Annotated in this window: 9 protein-coding genes; 4 read left to right on the top strand and 5 right to left on the bottom strand. The window is 73.9% G+C overall.

Translation table 11 applies throughout. From position 1 onward, the window contains the following. Position 1 precedes the first annotated feature (1 nt). Positions 2-5,497 (bottom strand): carboxyl transferase domain-containing protein, encoded by a 5,496-nt coding sequence (locus ACIBST_RS41505; RefSeq protein ID WP_397179005.1) that lies wholly within the window; start codon positions 5,495-5,497, stop codon positions 2-4. A gap of 349 nt (positions 5,498-5,846) precedes the next feature. On the opposite strand from ACIBST_RS41505, the gene ACIBST_RS41500 reads away from it, so the two are divergent. Then, positions 5,847-6,668 carry a glycerophosphodiester phosphodiesterase family protein gene (locus tag ACIBST_RS41500; protein WP_397179004.1) on the top strand — a complete coding sequence of 274 codons (822 nt, stop codon included), beginning with the start codon at positions 5,847-5,849 and terminating at the stop codon, positions 6,666-6,668. A gap of 82 nt (positions 6,669-6,750) precedes the next feature. On the opposite strand, the gene ACIBST_RS41495 is transcribed toward ACIBST_RS41500, so the two are convergent. Beyond that, positions 6,751-8,166: a sensor histidine kinase gene (locus ACIBST_RS41495; protein ID WP_397179003.1), complete on the bottom strand. Its 1,416-nt coding sequence runs from the start codon at positions 8,164-8,166 to the stop codon at positions 6,751-6,753. A gap of 277 nt (positions 8,167-8,443) precedes the next feature. On the opposite strand from ACIBST_RS41495, the gene ACIBST_RS41490 reads away from it, so the two are divergent. From ACIBST_RS41490 to ACIBST_RS41480, 3 genes are read left to right on the top strand one after another with little or no spacing between them, the layout of a single operon-like run. Beyond that, positions 8,444-9,421, top strand: coding sequence for an ABC transporter substrate-binding protein (locus ACIBST_RS41490; RefSeq protein ID WP_397179002.1), 978 nt, complete (start codon positions 8,444-8,446; stop codon positions 9,419-9,421). Continuing rightward, positions 9,418-10,194, top strand: coding sequence for an ABC transporter permease (locus tag ACIBST_RS41485; RefSeq protein ID WP_358297708.1), 777 nt, complete (start codon positions 9,418-9,420; stop codon positions 10,192-10,194). Before ACIBST_RS41490 ends, ACIBST_RS41485 begins: the two co-directional genes overlap by 4 nt. Continuing rightward, positions 10,191-10,997: an ABC transporter permease gene (locus tag ACIBST_RS41480; RefSeq protein ID WP_397179001.1), complete on the top strand. Its 807-nt coding sequence runs from the start codon at positions 10,191-10,193 to the stop codon at positions 10,995-10,997. The genes ACIBST_RS41485 and ACIBST_RS41480 overlap by 4 nt, the downstream gene beginning before the upstream one ends. 3 nt (positions 10,998-11,000) lie before the next feature. On the opposite strand, the gene ACIBST_RS41475 is transcribed toward ACIBST_RS41480, so the two are convergent. The 3 genes from ACIBST_RS41475 to ACIBST_RS41465 are packed head-to-tail and all read right to left on the bottom strand — an operon-like array spanning position 11,001 to position 13,851. Then, positions 11,001-11,993, bottom strand: coding sequence for a nitrilase-related carbon-nitrogen hydrolase (locus ACIBST_RS41475; protein ID WP_397179000.1), 993 nt, complete (start codon positions 11,991-11,993; stop codon positions 11,001-11,003). Position 11,994: 1 nt separating this feature from the next. Beyond that, complete coding sequence (locus tag ACIBST_RS41470) at positions 11,995-12,438, bottom strand: hypothetical protein (protein ID WP_397178999.1); 444 nt, start codon at positions 12,436-12,438, stop codon at positions 11,995-11,997. Between the two features lie 3 nt (positions 12,439-12,441). Further along, a complete protein-coding gene (locus ACIBST_RS41465) occupies positions 12,442-13,851 on the bottom strand; it encodes an aldehyde dehydrogenase family protein (RefSeq protein ID WP_397178998.1) in 1,410 nt (469 codons plus the stop codon). Positions 13,852-13,855: the final 4 nt, after the last annotated feature.

Here is a 13,855-nt window from a genome sequence, read left to right as displayed (position 1 = left end):
GTCAGCCCTGGTGCAGGCGGGCGATGCCGCGTTCGATCGCCTCGATGATCCGCGGACGCAGCTCGGCGGCGCTGATGATCGCGTCGACCGAGCCCACCTCGACCGCGCGCTGGATGTTGTGCACCCGGTCGAACTCCGCGGCCACCTCGCCCAGCTTCTCCGCCCGTACGGCCGGCTGGACCTCGGCCAGGCGGGCGTTGAGCGCGGCCCGCTCGGCGCCGCTGGCCGCCGCGACCTGCCGCTGGAGCTCGCTCACGCGCGGGTCGGTCGCGGTGCGGTTGTTCACCTCGCCGGAGAACACCACCGCCGCGGCCGGGGCGCCGCCGAGCACCGAGGCGAACGAGCCCTCCAGCGCCAGCACCGTCATGTTCGGGTTGAGCGCCTTGGAGAACACCACGAACGCGCCGCCGTGGTAGCGGGAGATGACGCAGAACACGATCGGCCCGTCGAAGTTGACGATCGCCCGGCCGATCTCCGCGCCGTACTCGAGCTGGAGCTTGCGCATCGACTCGGGCGAGCCGTCGAAGCCGGACAGGTTCGCCAGCACCACCAGCGGCCGGTTGCCGGAGGCCGCGTTGATCGCCCGCGCGGTCTTCTTCGACGAGCGCGGGAACAGCGTGCCGGCCGTGTACGAGTCGGGCCCGTCGGCGGGCGGGAAGCCGCGCCGCGGCACCGGCCGTGACTCGATGCCGATCAGGCAGACCGGCCGGCCGCCGATGTGCACGTCCTGGACGGCCGAGGTGTCGGCGTCGGCCATGCCCGCCCAGCGTTCCAGCACCGGGTGGTCCTGGTCGGACAGGGCGCGCATCACGGTGCGGATGTCGAAGGGCTTCTTGCGGTCGGGGTTGTGCTCGGCGGAGAAGATCTGGCCGACGGTGGTGAAGTCGCTGCCCGCCACGGCGTGCGGGTAGTCGCGGACGTCCCGGTCGGCCGGGTCGGCGGTGGGCGCCCGCCGGGGGCCGCTCTCGCCGGGCACGACGTAGGTGTGGTCGTAGTGGGCCATCAGCACGTCGCGGGCGGCCGGCAGGTCGGGCGCCCAGTACTGGGCCTGGCCGTTGGGCCCCATGACGCGGTCGTAGCCGCCGATGCCGAAGTTGTCCTCGGCCGACACGCCGCCGGAGAAGTCGAGGGACTGCTTGCCGGTGAGCACCATCGCCGAGTCGGGGGTCATCACCAGGATGCCCTTGGTGTGCATGAGCATCGTCGCCTCGGCGTTCCAGTACGGCTGCGCCCCCACGGTGATCCCCGCGACCACGATGTTGATCTCGCCGCCGGCCTGGGTGAAGGTGACGATGCGCTTGAGCGCCGCCGCCACCCAGTCCATGTTCTCGGTGCCCGAGGTCATCGAGATCCGGGCGCCGGCCGACAGCGCGAACCATTCCAGGGGCACGCGCATGCGCTCGGCCAGGTCGAGCGCGGCGATCACCCGCGAGCACTCCGGCTCCGACAGCGCGCCCAGCGCCTTGGTCGGGTCGCCGAGCAGCACCACCCGGGTGACGCCTTCGGGGTGGCGGGCGGTCGGCGTGGTGACCACGCCGGCCACGATCGCCGCCGAGTTGTTGCCCTTGGGCCGCTCGACCGGGACGAGCACGCCGTCGGCGTCGAGGTCGTGCTCGACGAAGCGGCCCTGCGGGCCGGCGAGCAGGCCGGTCAGCTCGTAGGGGTAGGCGTTGCCGCGCCGGGCGGCGCGCAGCACCTTCTGGCGGTAGTCGTCGAGCGGCTGGACCGGCTCGTCGGACGGCTTGCCGACGTGCAGGCTGGCGCCGTGGCCGGGGCCGAGCGTGATGCGCACGGCGACCTCGCTCAGCTCGCCCGAGGGGGTGCGCTGGCGGGCCACGAACTGGACCTCCTCCAGCCCGGCGCCCGCCGTGGTCGGCAGGATGCGCTGGACCAGCATGTTGAGCTCGTCGGTGGTCAGCTCGGTGGAGGGCCAGACGTACATCATGATGCGGTTGGTGTCGAAGCGCTTGTTCTGGGGGCGCTGGGCCTGGATGTTGCGGATCGCGTCGAGGCCGGCGTTGAGTGCGTCCTCGACGGCGGGCAGCGCGACCAGGCGGCCGTCGGCCTCGCGCAGCGGCGTCAGGTCGCGGACCTGGCCCATGGCGATGAGCCGCTCGTCGGCCGGGTTGCTCTTGGCGACGGCCTTGAACAGGTAGAGCTCCTCGTCGACCGAGGGCAGCCGGGTGAGGTCGAACTCCTGGAGCCGGTGCAGTTGCAGGCGCTGGGCGATCTGCGGGTGCAGGCCGCGGATCAGGCGGTCCTCGGCGAAACCGGCGCCGTCGGGGCGGAAGGTGAAGTGGTGGTGCATGACCGCGCCGCTGGTGCCCAAGACGGTGGTGGTGATCCGCCGTACGCCCGCGATCTGCGGGCGCTCGGCCAGGACCTGCCCGAGCCGTACGGCCATCTCCTCGGCGTCGGGCTGGTCGTCCCAGGTGAGGTAGAGGTCGGCGACGAGCCCGCGCCCGCCCACCCCCTCGGCCAGCGCGCCGACGGCGTCGACGGCGGCGGGCAGGGCGGCGATGTCGACGGCGGTGGTGACCAGGCGGGTCACGCCGCGCGGGCCGCTGTGCTCGGCGGTGACGAACCGGCAGCCGGCGCTGTCGCGGGTGGCGACCTGCGACAGCCCGCGGTTGCCGTAGTAGCGGCGGGTCAGGACCTCCAGCAGCGGCGCGAGGTCGCGTTCCGGCCGGCCGATGCGCTGGCCGAGCAGCCGGACGAGCGGCTCGGAGCTGGCCACCATGGCCTGGATGCGCTCGGCGCGGTCGGGCGCGTCGGGGTCGCGGTCGAGGTGACGCAGCTCGTCGCGGACGGCGGCGTAGACCTTGGCGCGGTTGCGGCGCAGCAGCGGCTGGGCGAACCAGCGGAACACGACGCCGCGGGCCAGGTCGGCGACCACGGGGAAGCGCACCTGCGTGGCCTCGACCAGGTGCTCCAGGGCGAGCCCGGCCCGCTCGCCGAGCGACTCGCGCGGCGGCGCGCCGGCCAGCCAGGTGCGCAGCAGCTCCGACACGACGGCGACGCCGGCGGTCATCCGCTGCTGTGCCAGGAAGATCCGGAAGACCGCGGCCTCCAGCTCGGGGGTGCGGTCGAGCTCCTCGACGCCGTAGTGCCTGAGCATGCGGCGCAGCTTGGCCTGGAACGCCTCGGGCAGGCCGGCGCGCTCGACGTCGAGGCTCTGCAGGTAGCTGTGGAAGTACTCGCGCGGGCTGTGCACCGGGCTGCCCGGCTCGACGTCGAGCTCGCCGCCCGGCTTGTTGCGGCTCAGCTCGGACAGGTCGGCGAAGACGGTGAGCAGGTCGAGCTCGCCCTCGATCACGCGGTCGTCGAGCTCGGCCCGCGCGGCCAGGTAGCCCGACACCATGCGGGTGCGCTCGTGGCGGTCGGCGTCGAAGCCGAGCAGCAGCTCGCGCAGGTCCTGGACGCCGCGCTCGGCCCGTTCGGCGGCCGAGGCCCGCGGCGGGGCGGCGGGCAGGTCGATCGCGGGGGCGCCGGTCGCGGCGGCGGCCTGCTCGGCCTCGGCGCCGGCGAGGGGCTCCAGGCGCATCAGCGGCGCGCCGGCCTCGACCTGGCTGCCGACCGAGACGCCGCACTCGCGGACGCGGGCGCGGAACGGCGCGCGCAGCACCGTCTCCATCTTCATGCTCTCCAGCACCAGGATCGGCGCGCCCGCCTCGACCTCGTCGCCGGCCGACAGGGGCGTCGCCACCACCAGCGCGGGCGCGGGCGAGCGGACGACGCCGCCCTCGTCGCGGCTGATGCGGTGGGTGACGCCGTCGACCTCGACCAGGTGGATCGGGCCGTGGGTGGCCGACATCAGGCGGAAGCGGCGGCCGTTGACGGTGATGCGGCCGCTGTGCTCGTCGAAGCGGTCGATCTCGACGTCGAGCGGGTGGGAGAGGTCGCCGTCGGAGATGCCGACGCGGAAGCGCCGCTGCCCGGCCCTGGCCACCGTGAGCCGGTAGCCGGCGCCGCGGAGCTTGAGTGTCAGCGGGCGGCCGGTCTCGTGCTGCACCTGCGGGCGTCCGCCGTGGGCCGTGGCCAGCAGCCGGTTGCGGCTGACCTCCTCCTCGTCCTGGTACGCCTCGATCGCGGCGGCGGCCAGGGCGACCGCGGAGTGGCGGTGGCTGACCAGGCGGCCCTCGGCGCGCACCCGGTCGATCCAGCCGGTGTCGGCGACGGCGTCGACGACCTCGGGCTGGTCGAGCAGGTCGAGCACGAAGCTCTTGTTGGTGGCGCCGCCCTCGATGATCACGGTGGTGGCGGCCATCGCGCGGCGCAGGCGGGCCAGGGCCTGCTCGCGGTCGCGGCCGTAAGCGATGATCTTGGCGATCATCGAGTCGAAGTCGGCGGGGATGGTGTCGCCCTCGCTGACGCCGGTGTCGACGCGGATGCCGGGCCCGGCGGGCAGCACCAGGCGGGCGATGCGGCCCGGCGCGGGGGCGAAGTCGCGGTCGGGGTCCTCGGCGTTGAGCCGGGCCTCCACGGCGTGGCCGCTCTCGGCCGGGCGGGGGCCGTCGAGGCGGCCGCCGGCGGCGACGTGCAGCTGCAGCCGGACCAGGTCTGTGCCGGTGGTCAGCTCGGTGATCGGGTGCTCGACCTGGAGCCGGGTGTTGACCTCCAGGAAGGCGAACATCTTGTCGCCCGGGTGGTAGAGGAACTCGACGGTGCAGGCGCCGCGGTAGCCGACGGCCACGGCGAGCCGCGCGGCCGACGCCTTCAGCTCGTCGGCCTGGTCGCCGGTCAGGACCGGGGAGGCGGACTCCTCGATGATCTTCTGGTTGCGCCGCTGCACCGAGCAGTCGCGCACGCCCAGCGCCCACGCGGTGCCCTGGCCGTCGGCGATGACCTGCACCTCGACGTGGCGGGCACCGGTGACCAGGCGCTCCAGGAAGACCACGCCCGAGCCGAACGCGCGCTCGGCCTCCTGGCTGGTGCGCTCGTAGGCGTCGGCCAGCTCGTCGGCCGAGGCGACCATGCGGATGCCGCGCCCGCCGCCGCCGGCGGTCGCCTTGAGCATCAGCGGGTAGCCGATCTCGTCGCCGGCGCGCAGGGCGTCGGCGAGCGTGGCCACCTCGCCGCGGCTCCACGGCGCGACCGGGACGCCGACCTCCTCGGCGATGAGCTTGGCGCCGATCTTGTCACCGAGCCGGCGCATCGCCTCCGCGCTCGGCCCGACGAAGGTGACGCCGATCTTCTCGCACAGCTCGGCGAAGGCCGGGTCTTCGGCGACGAACCCCCAGCCGACCCACGCGGCGTCGGCCCCCGTCTCGATCAGCGCCCGCTCCAGCACGGCGTGGTCGAGGTACGGGCGCGCCGAGGCGGGCCCCAGCGGGTAGGCGACGTCCGCCTCGCGGACGAAGGTCGCGTCGCGGTCGGCGTCGGTGTAGAGCGCGATCGTCTCGATCCGCTTGCCGGTCTCCGCCGAAAGATCCCGGACGGCGTGGATGAGCCGCATCGCGGCCTCTCCGCGGTTGACGATGGCGACACGATTGAACACCGGTTGAGCCTCCCACGTACCCCGTACAAGTAGGCGAAGTCCGGGGGGTGTCCCGGAGCCTCGCCTGTCACTGTCTCTACCGTGCTCGATCACCGCCGCGTGTACCAATGTCCGCATAGTGCACGCCTGGGCTCCTGCTTTGTGCGGATCCTACAAAAACAGACCCCGCCACAGGGTTCGAGCGCCGGTTCCCGTGGCAGCCTGCCACAAGCCGTCACGGTACCGACGACTGTACCGGCGACCCGGGTCGCGCCTGCGCAGCCCTCGCCCGCCGAGCCGCTGCCCCCAGGACGGAACGTCCGTGAATGTGGCAGAGTGCGGGCAACTACAAGATCGAAAGGTGCGTGCCTTGGCCGTCCCCCTCGCCGCCTCCCTCGCCGCCCTGACGCTGGCCTCCTCGCTCACCTCACCCGCCGCAGCCCTGCCCGCCGCAGCCCTGACCGCAGCGCTGCCCGCCTGCCCCCTGATCTTCGGGCACGGCGGCTACCCGACCGGCGCCAACGCCTGGGAGCGGGACCAGGTGCGCCAGCCCAACAACCCCACCGCGGTGAAGCGCTACAAGGGCTGGGGCGCCTCCGGCGTCGAGGCCGACCTCCAGCTCACCAAGGACGGCACCAAGGCCGTCATGTGGCACAACACCTCGACCTGGGGCCTGTCGGGCACGAAGAAGAACATCACCGAGATCTGGTGGGCGGCGGGCGACACCGCGCTCAAGGGCCGGACCATCGTGCGCGGCCTGTTCAAGGGCGAGACCGTCTACACCTTCCGCGAGTGGCTGGCCGCGATGAGGTCGGCCGGCATGATCGGGCTGGTCGAGATCAAGCCCGAGGCGCGCCAGTCGCTGCTCAGCTCGAACGCCACCGTCAAGGCGCAGGCGTGGAACGAGGTGCTCGGGCCGGTCAAGGAGAACTACCGGTCGCAGGAGATCATCCTGTACTCCCACGACAGCGCGATCGCCGCCGAGCTCAGGAGCCGCGTGACCGCCGCGGGCCTGAGCCAGGTGCTGACCGGCGGCCCGATCTGGCCGGAGGTGACCAAGTGGGAGGAGCCGCCGCCCTCCTGGACCCTGAACGAGAACGCCTGGAAGTCGGCGCTGGCCGGCGGGGCCAAGCGGGTGGCCACCGACTACACGCCGGAGTTCAGCGCGTGGCTGAAGGGCAGGTGCCAGTGACCGCGTCCTGAGGACGCGGGCGTCGTCGCCGATGGTGACGACCTCGCCCTGGGCCGGCCCGCCCGGCGGCCGGAGCCCGTCGCTAGCGCGGCTGGGCGTCCGGGGCGGGGGCGGGCAGCGGGAGGCGCAGGGCGAAGCAGGGGCCGTCCGGGGTGTCCTCGATCTCCAGGTCGCCCTGGTGGGCGCGGGCGATGGCGCGGGAGATGGCCAGGCCGAGCCCGCTGCCCTGGGGGTCGCGACGGCGTCCCTCCGACAGGCGGACGAAGGGGTCGAACACCCGCTCGCGGTCGTCGGGCGCGACGCCCGCGCCGTCGTCGCGGACCGAGACCACCGCCTGGCCGTCGCGGCGCTCCACCCGGACCTCGACCACCGTACGGGTGTGCCGCTGGGCGTTGACCAGCAGGTTCGTCAGCACCTCGCCGAGCTGGACGCGGTTGCCGAGCACCTGGAGGTCCTCCTCGACGTGCACGCGGATCAGCAGCCCCGCCCGCCGGCTCGCGACCTCCTCCCGGACCAGCTCGCCGAGCCGCACCGGCTCCCGGTCGTGCGGGGAGGCCGTGCGGACGCGGGCCAGCAGCAACATCTCCTCGATGATCGCCTGGAACCGGTCGGCGGTGGACAGGGCGTCGCGCAGGGCGGCGCGGGCGTCCACGTCGGGGTAGGTCAGGGCCTCCTCCAGCCGGGCGCGCAGGCCGGTCAGCGGCGTGCGCAGCTCGTGGGAGACCATGGAGGAGAAGTTGCGCTGCTGCTCGACCGCCTCCTCCAGGCGGGCCAGCGTCCTGTTGGCGGTGCGCGCGAGCTCGGCGACCGCGTCGCCGCCGGGCGGCTCGGGCACCCGCTTGCTCAGGTCGGTGACGGTGATCTCGGCCATCCTGGCCCGCATCGCCTCGACCGGCCGCAGCGTACGCCCGATCAGGAACGCGGCGATCCAGGTCAGCGACGCGCTGACGGCCAGGCCGCCGGCGACGATGATCAGCTCCAGGCGGTGGGTGGACAGCAGCGGCGGCTCCACCCGGGCGGCGTAGACGACGTGGGAGGCGCCGTGCCACAGGAGCCGCTCCTCCTGCGGCGAGGGCCGGGTGGCGGTGAACATCAGGCACTCGCCCCCGTGGCAGGCCACGCCGTGCCGGATGCGGTCGTCGGAGGGCGGCCAGAGCGTGCTGACGGGCGGCCTGCCCAGTGCGGCGCGGTTGGCGGCGACCACCTGGCCGCGGGCGTCCACGAGCTGGAGGAGGTCGACGTACGACGTGGTGACCGGGGGCGGGAAGGTGGTGCCCATCGAGCCGATCCACTCGGTGGTGGCCCGCTGGGTGTCGGCGAAGACGTCCTGCCGCATCCTGTCGCGGATCAGCAGGTCGAGGGCGACGCCGATCGCCGCGCAGACGATGAGCGACAACACGGCGGTCGCCAGGATGAGACGCGCCTGGACCGAGAGCCGAAGCGGCCGCAGGGCCCCCACCCCCTCCCCGGTCTCGCCCGGGACTCCTGCCGCCCACATGCTCTCAACCCGGCTCTCATGGCACGCCCAAGGAGCGGCAATGGCCGCGTCGGCGGCGATACGCGGTTCAGCAATTGATCCCACAATGGCCACGCATATACACGATGAGCTGATTTACCGCGACATATACCGACCGTCAGGGCTGCCAATACAAATGCCGGGTTTGTTTCATGGCGACGGCCCGACTCCTGCTGTACGATCGCCATTCGTGGCAGCGGGGCTTTCCGGTGGCGTCGAACGGGTCGGGGGTTCTCGCGCGGGCAGTCAGGAGAGCATCGTGAAGATCGCACACGCCGCCGCCGCGCTGGCTCTCGTCGCGGGCCTGGCGGCCTGCGGCGGCGGCACGGCACCCACCCCCACCAGCGGCTCGGCGAGTTCCGGCGGGCTGGAGAAGACACAGCTCCTCGTCGGCGTGGTGCCGGTGCCGTCGGCGGCGCCGCTGTTCATCGCCGAGAGACGCGGTTTCTTCAAGGCCGAGGGCCTGACGGTCAAGACCGAGATCATCCAGGCCCCTCAGGCGGTCATGCCGAAAATACTCAACGGCAGCATGGACGCGTTCCTGACCTCCTACGTCTCGCTGCTGTCCATCAACGATTCCGGCGCGGCCAGGCTCAAACTGTTCCAGCACAGCCAGGATTCGGCCCCCGGAACCGCGGGCGTCGTCGTGCCCAAGGGGTCGCCGGTCAGATCCGCCGCCGACCTCAAGGGCAGGACGGTCGCGGTCAACGTGCTCAAGGCGCTGGGCCAGACGGTCACCAACGCCCACCTCCAGCAGGCCGGGCTCGCCCCCGACGCCGTCAAGTACGTGGCGATGCCGTTCAACGAGCAGCTCGGCGCGCTGGCCTCGGGCAAGGTCGACGCCGCCTGGCTGGTCGAGCCGTTCCTGACCGCCGCCAAGAAGGCGGGCGGCACCGAGGTGATCGACACCATGTCGGGCCCGACCGCGGGCATCCCGATCGACGGCTGGGGCGTGTCGGAGTCCTGGCTGGCCGCCAACCCCCGCACCGCCGCCGCCTTCCACCGCGCCCTGGCCAAGGCCCAGGGCGTCGCCGCCGCCGACCGCAGGGCGATCGACGAGGTCATCCCGACGTACACGCAGATCGACGCGGCGAGCGCGGCGGCCATGAAGCTCGGCGTCTTCTCGATGGAGCCGCCCCGGGAGGGCTTCCAGAAGCTGGCCGACCTGCTCGTCGGCTACGGCTACCTGAAGAGCAGGCCCGACGTCGGCACGCAGATCGCGACCGGCCTGGAATGATCACGCGCGGCGGGCGGCTGGTCCTCGGGACGGCGGGGGTCGCCGGGGCGCTGGTCCTGACCGAGGCCGCGGGCCGGGCGGGGCTCATCGACCCCGGGGTGCTGCCGTACGCCTCCGACGTCCTGGCCGCCGCGGCCGGGCTGGCCGCCGACGGCGCCTTCCACGCGCAGGTGCTGGCCACGCTCGGCGCGTGCGCGGCGGGCCTGCTGATCGCCATCGCGGTGGCGGTGCCGGCCGGGCTGCTGCTCGGCACGGTGCCGGTGGTGGAGCGCTCGGCGCGGCCGCTGGTGGAGTTCCTGCGGCCGATCCCGTCGGTGTCGCTGATCCCGCTGGCCATGTTCCTGTTCCCCGACAGCGCCGACGCCAAGACCTCGCTGATCGTCTACACCTGCTGCTGGCCGCTGCTCGTCAACACCATGTACGGCCTGTCCGACGTCGACCCGCAGGCCAAGGAGACGCTGCGCAGCTTCGGCTTCGGCCCGTTGGCGGTCGTGCTGCGGGTCTCGCTGCCCAGCGCCGCGCCGTTCGTCGCCACCGGCGTGCGCATCTCCGTCGGGGTCACCCTCATCGTCGCCGTGAGCGTGGAGCTCATCGCGGGCGGCGACGGCATCGGCACGTTCCTGCTCCAGGCCGGCAGCGCCAACCACGTCGACCGGGTGCTGGCCGGCACGCTGTGGGCGGGCCTGCTCGGGCTGGCGGCCAACCTGCTGGTCACCACGGCCGAGCGGCGGCTGTTCCGCTGGCACCACGCCCGCGCGCAGGTCGCGGCGTGACCCGGCCGGGGCCGGGCGGGGCCGTGGCGGCCGTCCGGCGGTGGGCGCGCCGCCACTGGCTGCTGCCCGTGGTGGCGGTGTCGTGGGAGCTGGCCGCCCGGCAGGCGGCGGCCGTCTACTTCCCGCCGCCCAGCACGATCCTGGCGCGGCTGCGCGAGATGTGGTTCTCCGGCTCGCCTGGCCAGCTGTTCCTCACCGACGAGGCGGTCGCCGACCTGCTGCCCAGCCTCGGGCGGCTGGTGGCGGGGTGGGCGCTGGCCGCGCTGGCGGGGGTGGCGCTGGGCCTGGCCCTGGGCCGCCTGGAGTGGCTGGCGGCGCTGGCCGAGCCGCTGCTGCACCTCGGCCGCTCGGTGCCGCCCGCGGCGCTGCTGCCGGTGTTCCTGCTGCTGTTCAAGATCGGCACCCCGATGCAGCTCGCCTCGATCGTGTACGGGGTCGTGTGGCCCGTACTGATCAACTCGATGGACGGCGGCCGCCACGTCGACCGCGGCTACCTCGACACCGGCCAGGTCTTCCGCCTGTCGGCGGCCACCCGCCTGTTCCACGTCGTCCTGCCCGCGGCCGCGCCGAAGATCCTGGCCGGGCTGCGGCTCAGCGTGTCGCTGGCGCTGATCATGATGGTGATCTCCGAGCTGTACGGCAGCAGCGAGGGCATCGGCCACCGGCTGCTGGAGGCGCAGAGCCAGTTCGACATCCCGGCCATGTGGGCCGGCATCGTGCTGCTCGGCGTGCTCGGCGTGGCACTCAACTCGATCTTCCTGGCGGCCGAGCGGGGGCTGCTGCGCCGCTACGCCCGCGCCTGACGCTCAGCCCCGGCCGTGCAGGCGGTCGATGACCTCGCGCTGCCGGGCGACGTGGAAGCCGCGGTCCGGGGCGGCGTCCAGGTCGGCGGGCCGTTCGACGTCGTGGGCGGCGTACTCCAGGGCCCACAGCCCGGTCTTGACCCGGCTGGGCAGGTTCGCCATGCCGGGCCTGCGGCGGGCGCGGCGCAGCGCGGCCAGGTCCAGCTCGGCGGCGGCGACCAGCGTCTCCCCCGGCCCGGCCTGGGCCAGCGCGCGGCCCTCGAAATCGATCACCTCCGAGCCGCCGTTGACCGAGTCGCCCGGGATCGCGATGCCGGACAGCCCGGCGGTGTTGGCCGAGACGACGAAGGCCAGGTTCTCCACCGCGCGGGCGCGGCGGGCGACGGCCTTGGGGGTCAGGGCGGGCGAGTACGCCTCGGAGGTCGGGTTGCAGAACACCTCCGCGCCGCGCAGCGCCAGCGCCCTGGCCAGCTCGGGCACCAGGATCTCCTCGGAGGCGAGCGCGGCCAGGTTGCCGATCTCGGTGCGCGCGACCGGCAGCACGCCGTCGAGGCCGTACCGGTCGAGGTAACGCTCCCACACGTCGTACGGCGTGGGCGTGAACAGCGAGTGCAGCCGCCGGTAGCGCAGCACCGCCTCCCCCACCGGGGAGAGGATCACGCACGCCTGGAAGTACAGGCCGGGGAAGTGCTCGTCGCGCTCGTAGGCGTTGACGCACAGGAACACGTCGTTGTCGGCGGCGATCGCGGCCAGCGCCCGGTACTCGGGCCCGTCCACGTCGAGGGCGGCCTTCTCGCGCCACTCGGCCGGGCCCTGCCCGGCGGGGAAGCCGGTCAGGACGTACTCCGGCAGCACCACCAGCCGCAGGGCGGGGCCGAGCCACGCCTTGCTGCCGCCGACGCGCTCGGCCACGCGCCCGACGGCGGCGGCCAGGTCGGCGCGGTCGGTGACGGCCCTGGCCGCGATCTGGAGCGCCAGGGCGGTGCAGGCGGTCATGTCAGGCGGTCCTGCGCTCGTCGATCAGCGTGCGCCGGACGCACTCGCCGTTCCTGATCCACTGCCAGGTGCGGCTGCGGGAGTCGCCGTCCGGGCTCAGCACGATCAGCTCGAACAGCCGCAGGTCGTCGCCCTCGGCCTTGAAGCGCCAGGTCAGGTAGATGGTGCTGTCGTCGAGCTCCCAGAACCGGCCGGTCAGCCGGTCGGTGTCGAACGCGCACCGGCCGCCGCCCAGGTACGTGCCGGGGAACTCGTGCACCTCGGTGCGGCCGTCGTCCCAGCGGTAGCGGTTGGTCTGGTGGTAGGCCGTGTCGTCGACGATCGCGCAGGTCATCTCGACGTGGTGGCGGTCGATCACGGCGCCGTCCTTGTCGACGTGCACGTACTGGCCGGCCCACTCGCCCTCGTGGCGGGCCAGCAGCGGCATCTCGGCACGCAGTCCCATGCTCTATCCCTCCCTGGGGTGCCACCACGGGTCGGCGGCCCCGGACCGGTTGATCAGGTACGCCCTGCGGCGCAGGAACCGGGCGATCGAGGCGGCGCCCATGCGCGAGCCGCCGAGCCCCGACAGGCCGAAGGAGTTCTTCTCGCCCTCGTGGACGAGCGCCGTCAGCGCGGCGTCGTTGACGCTGACCGCGCCGGCGTTCAGCCGGGCCGCGACGGCCAGCGCCTCCTTCTCGGTGGCGGCGAACACGGCGGCCGACAGCCCGTACGCGCTGTCGTTGGCCAGCTCCACCGCCTCCTCCGCCCCGGACACCGCCATGACCGGCAGCACCGGCCCGAACGTCTCCTCCGTCATGACCAGCATGTCGTGCCGCACCCGCGACAGCACGGTGGGACGGCACCACAGCCCGCCGCCGTGCCGCTCGATCGCGCCGCCCGTGTGGGTCAGCGCGCCCTTGGCGGCGGCGTCGGCCAGGTGGGCCGCGATCACGCCGGCCTGCGCGGGGTCGATGATCGGCCCGATGGGGCCGCCCTCGCAGGTCAGCCGGGTCCGCGCGGCCCGGCCGGCGAGCAGGCCGAGGAAGGCGTCGTACGCGCCGCGCTCGACGTAGACGCGTTCGACGGACTGGCAGGACTGCCCGGCGTTGGCCGTGCCGCCCCACAGGACGGCCTCGGCCGCCCGTTCCAGGTCGGCGCCCGCCAGCACGATCGCCGGATCCTTGCCGCCCAGCTCCAGGTGGGCGGGGACGAACGCGCGCGCCGCGGCCTCGGCCACCCGGCGGCCGGTCGGCACGCTGCCGGTGAACACGACGGTGTCCACCAGGCCGACGAGCTGTTCGCCGGTCTCGGCGGCCCCCTCGACCAGCCGCAGCGGCAGCTCGGCGGGCACCAGCCGCATCAGCGGCTCGATGAAGCGCGGCGTCACCTCGCTCGGCTTGACCAGCACCGCGCAGCCGGCCGCCAGCGCGGGCACCGCGTCGATCAGGGCGAGCAGCAGCGGGAAGTTCCAGGGGCTGATCACCCCGGCCAGCTCGTACGGCACCGCGTCGCCGCCCACCGCGATCCCCGGCAGCGCGGCCGGCCGTTCGGGCGGGGGCGCGAGCAGGGCGGGGGCCTGGCGCGCCCAGCGTTCGGCGAGCCCGGCCGTGAGCTGCCGTTCCAGCCTGGACTCGGCCTCCCGGCCCGTGTCGGCCACCAGCGCGGCCAGCAGCTCGTCGCCGGCCGCCACCGCCCGGCCGAACGCGGCCAGCACCTCGCCGCGGTCGGCGGCCCGGTCGGCGGGCCGCCAGGCGGGGGCCATCGCGCGCAGCCCGGCCGCGATCTCCGCCAGCCGGCCGGGGCCGACGGGCGCGAGCGGCCGCTCGGCCCGCCCGGTGAGCGGGTCCCTGACGACGTGCGCGGTCGAAGGCGTCACGACG

Origin of the sequence: Nonomuraea sp. NPDC049684, assembly GCF_044465345.1 — a bacterium.
Taxonomy (GTDB): Bacteria; Actinomycetota; Actinomycetes; order Streptosporangiales; family Streptosporangiaceae; genus Nonomuraea.
This window is presented reverse-complemented; position numbering and strand designations above follow the sequence as displayed.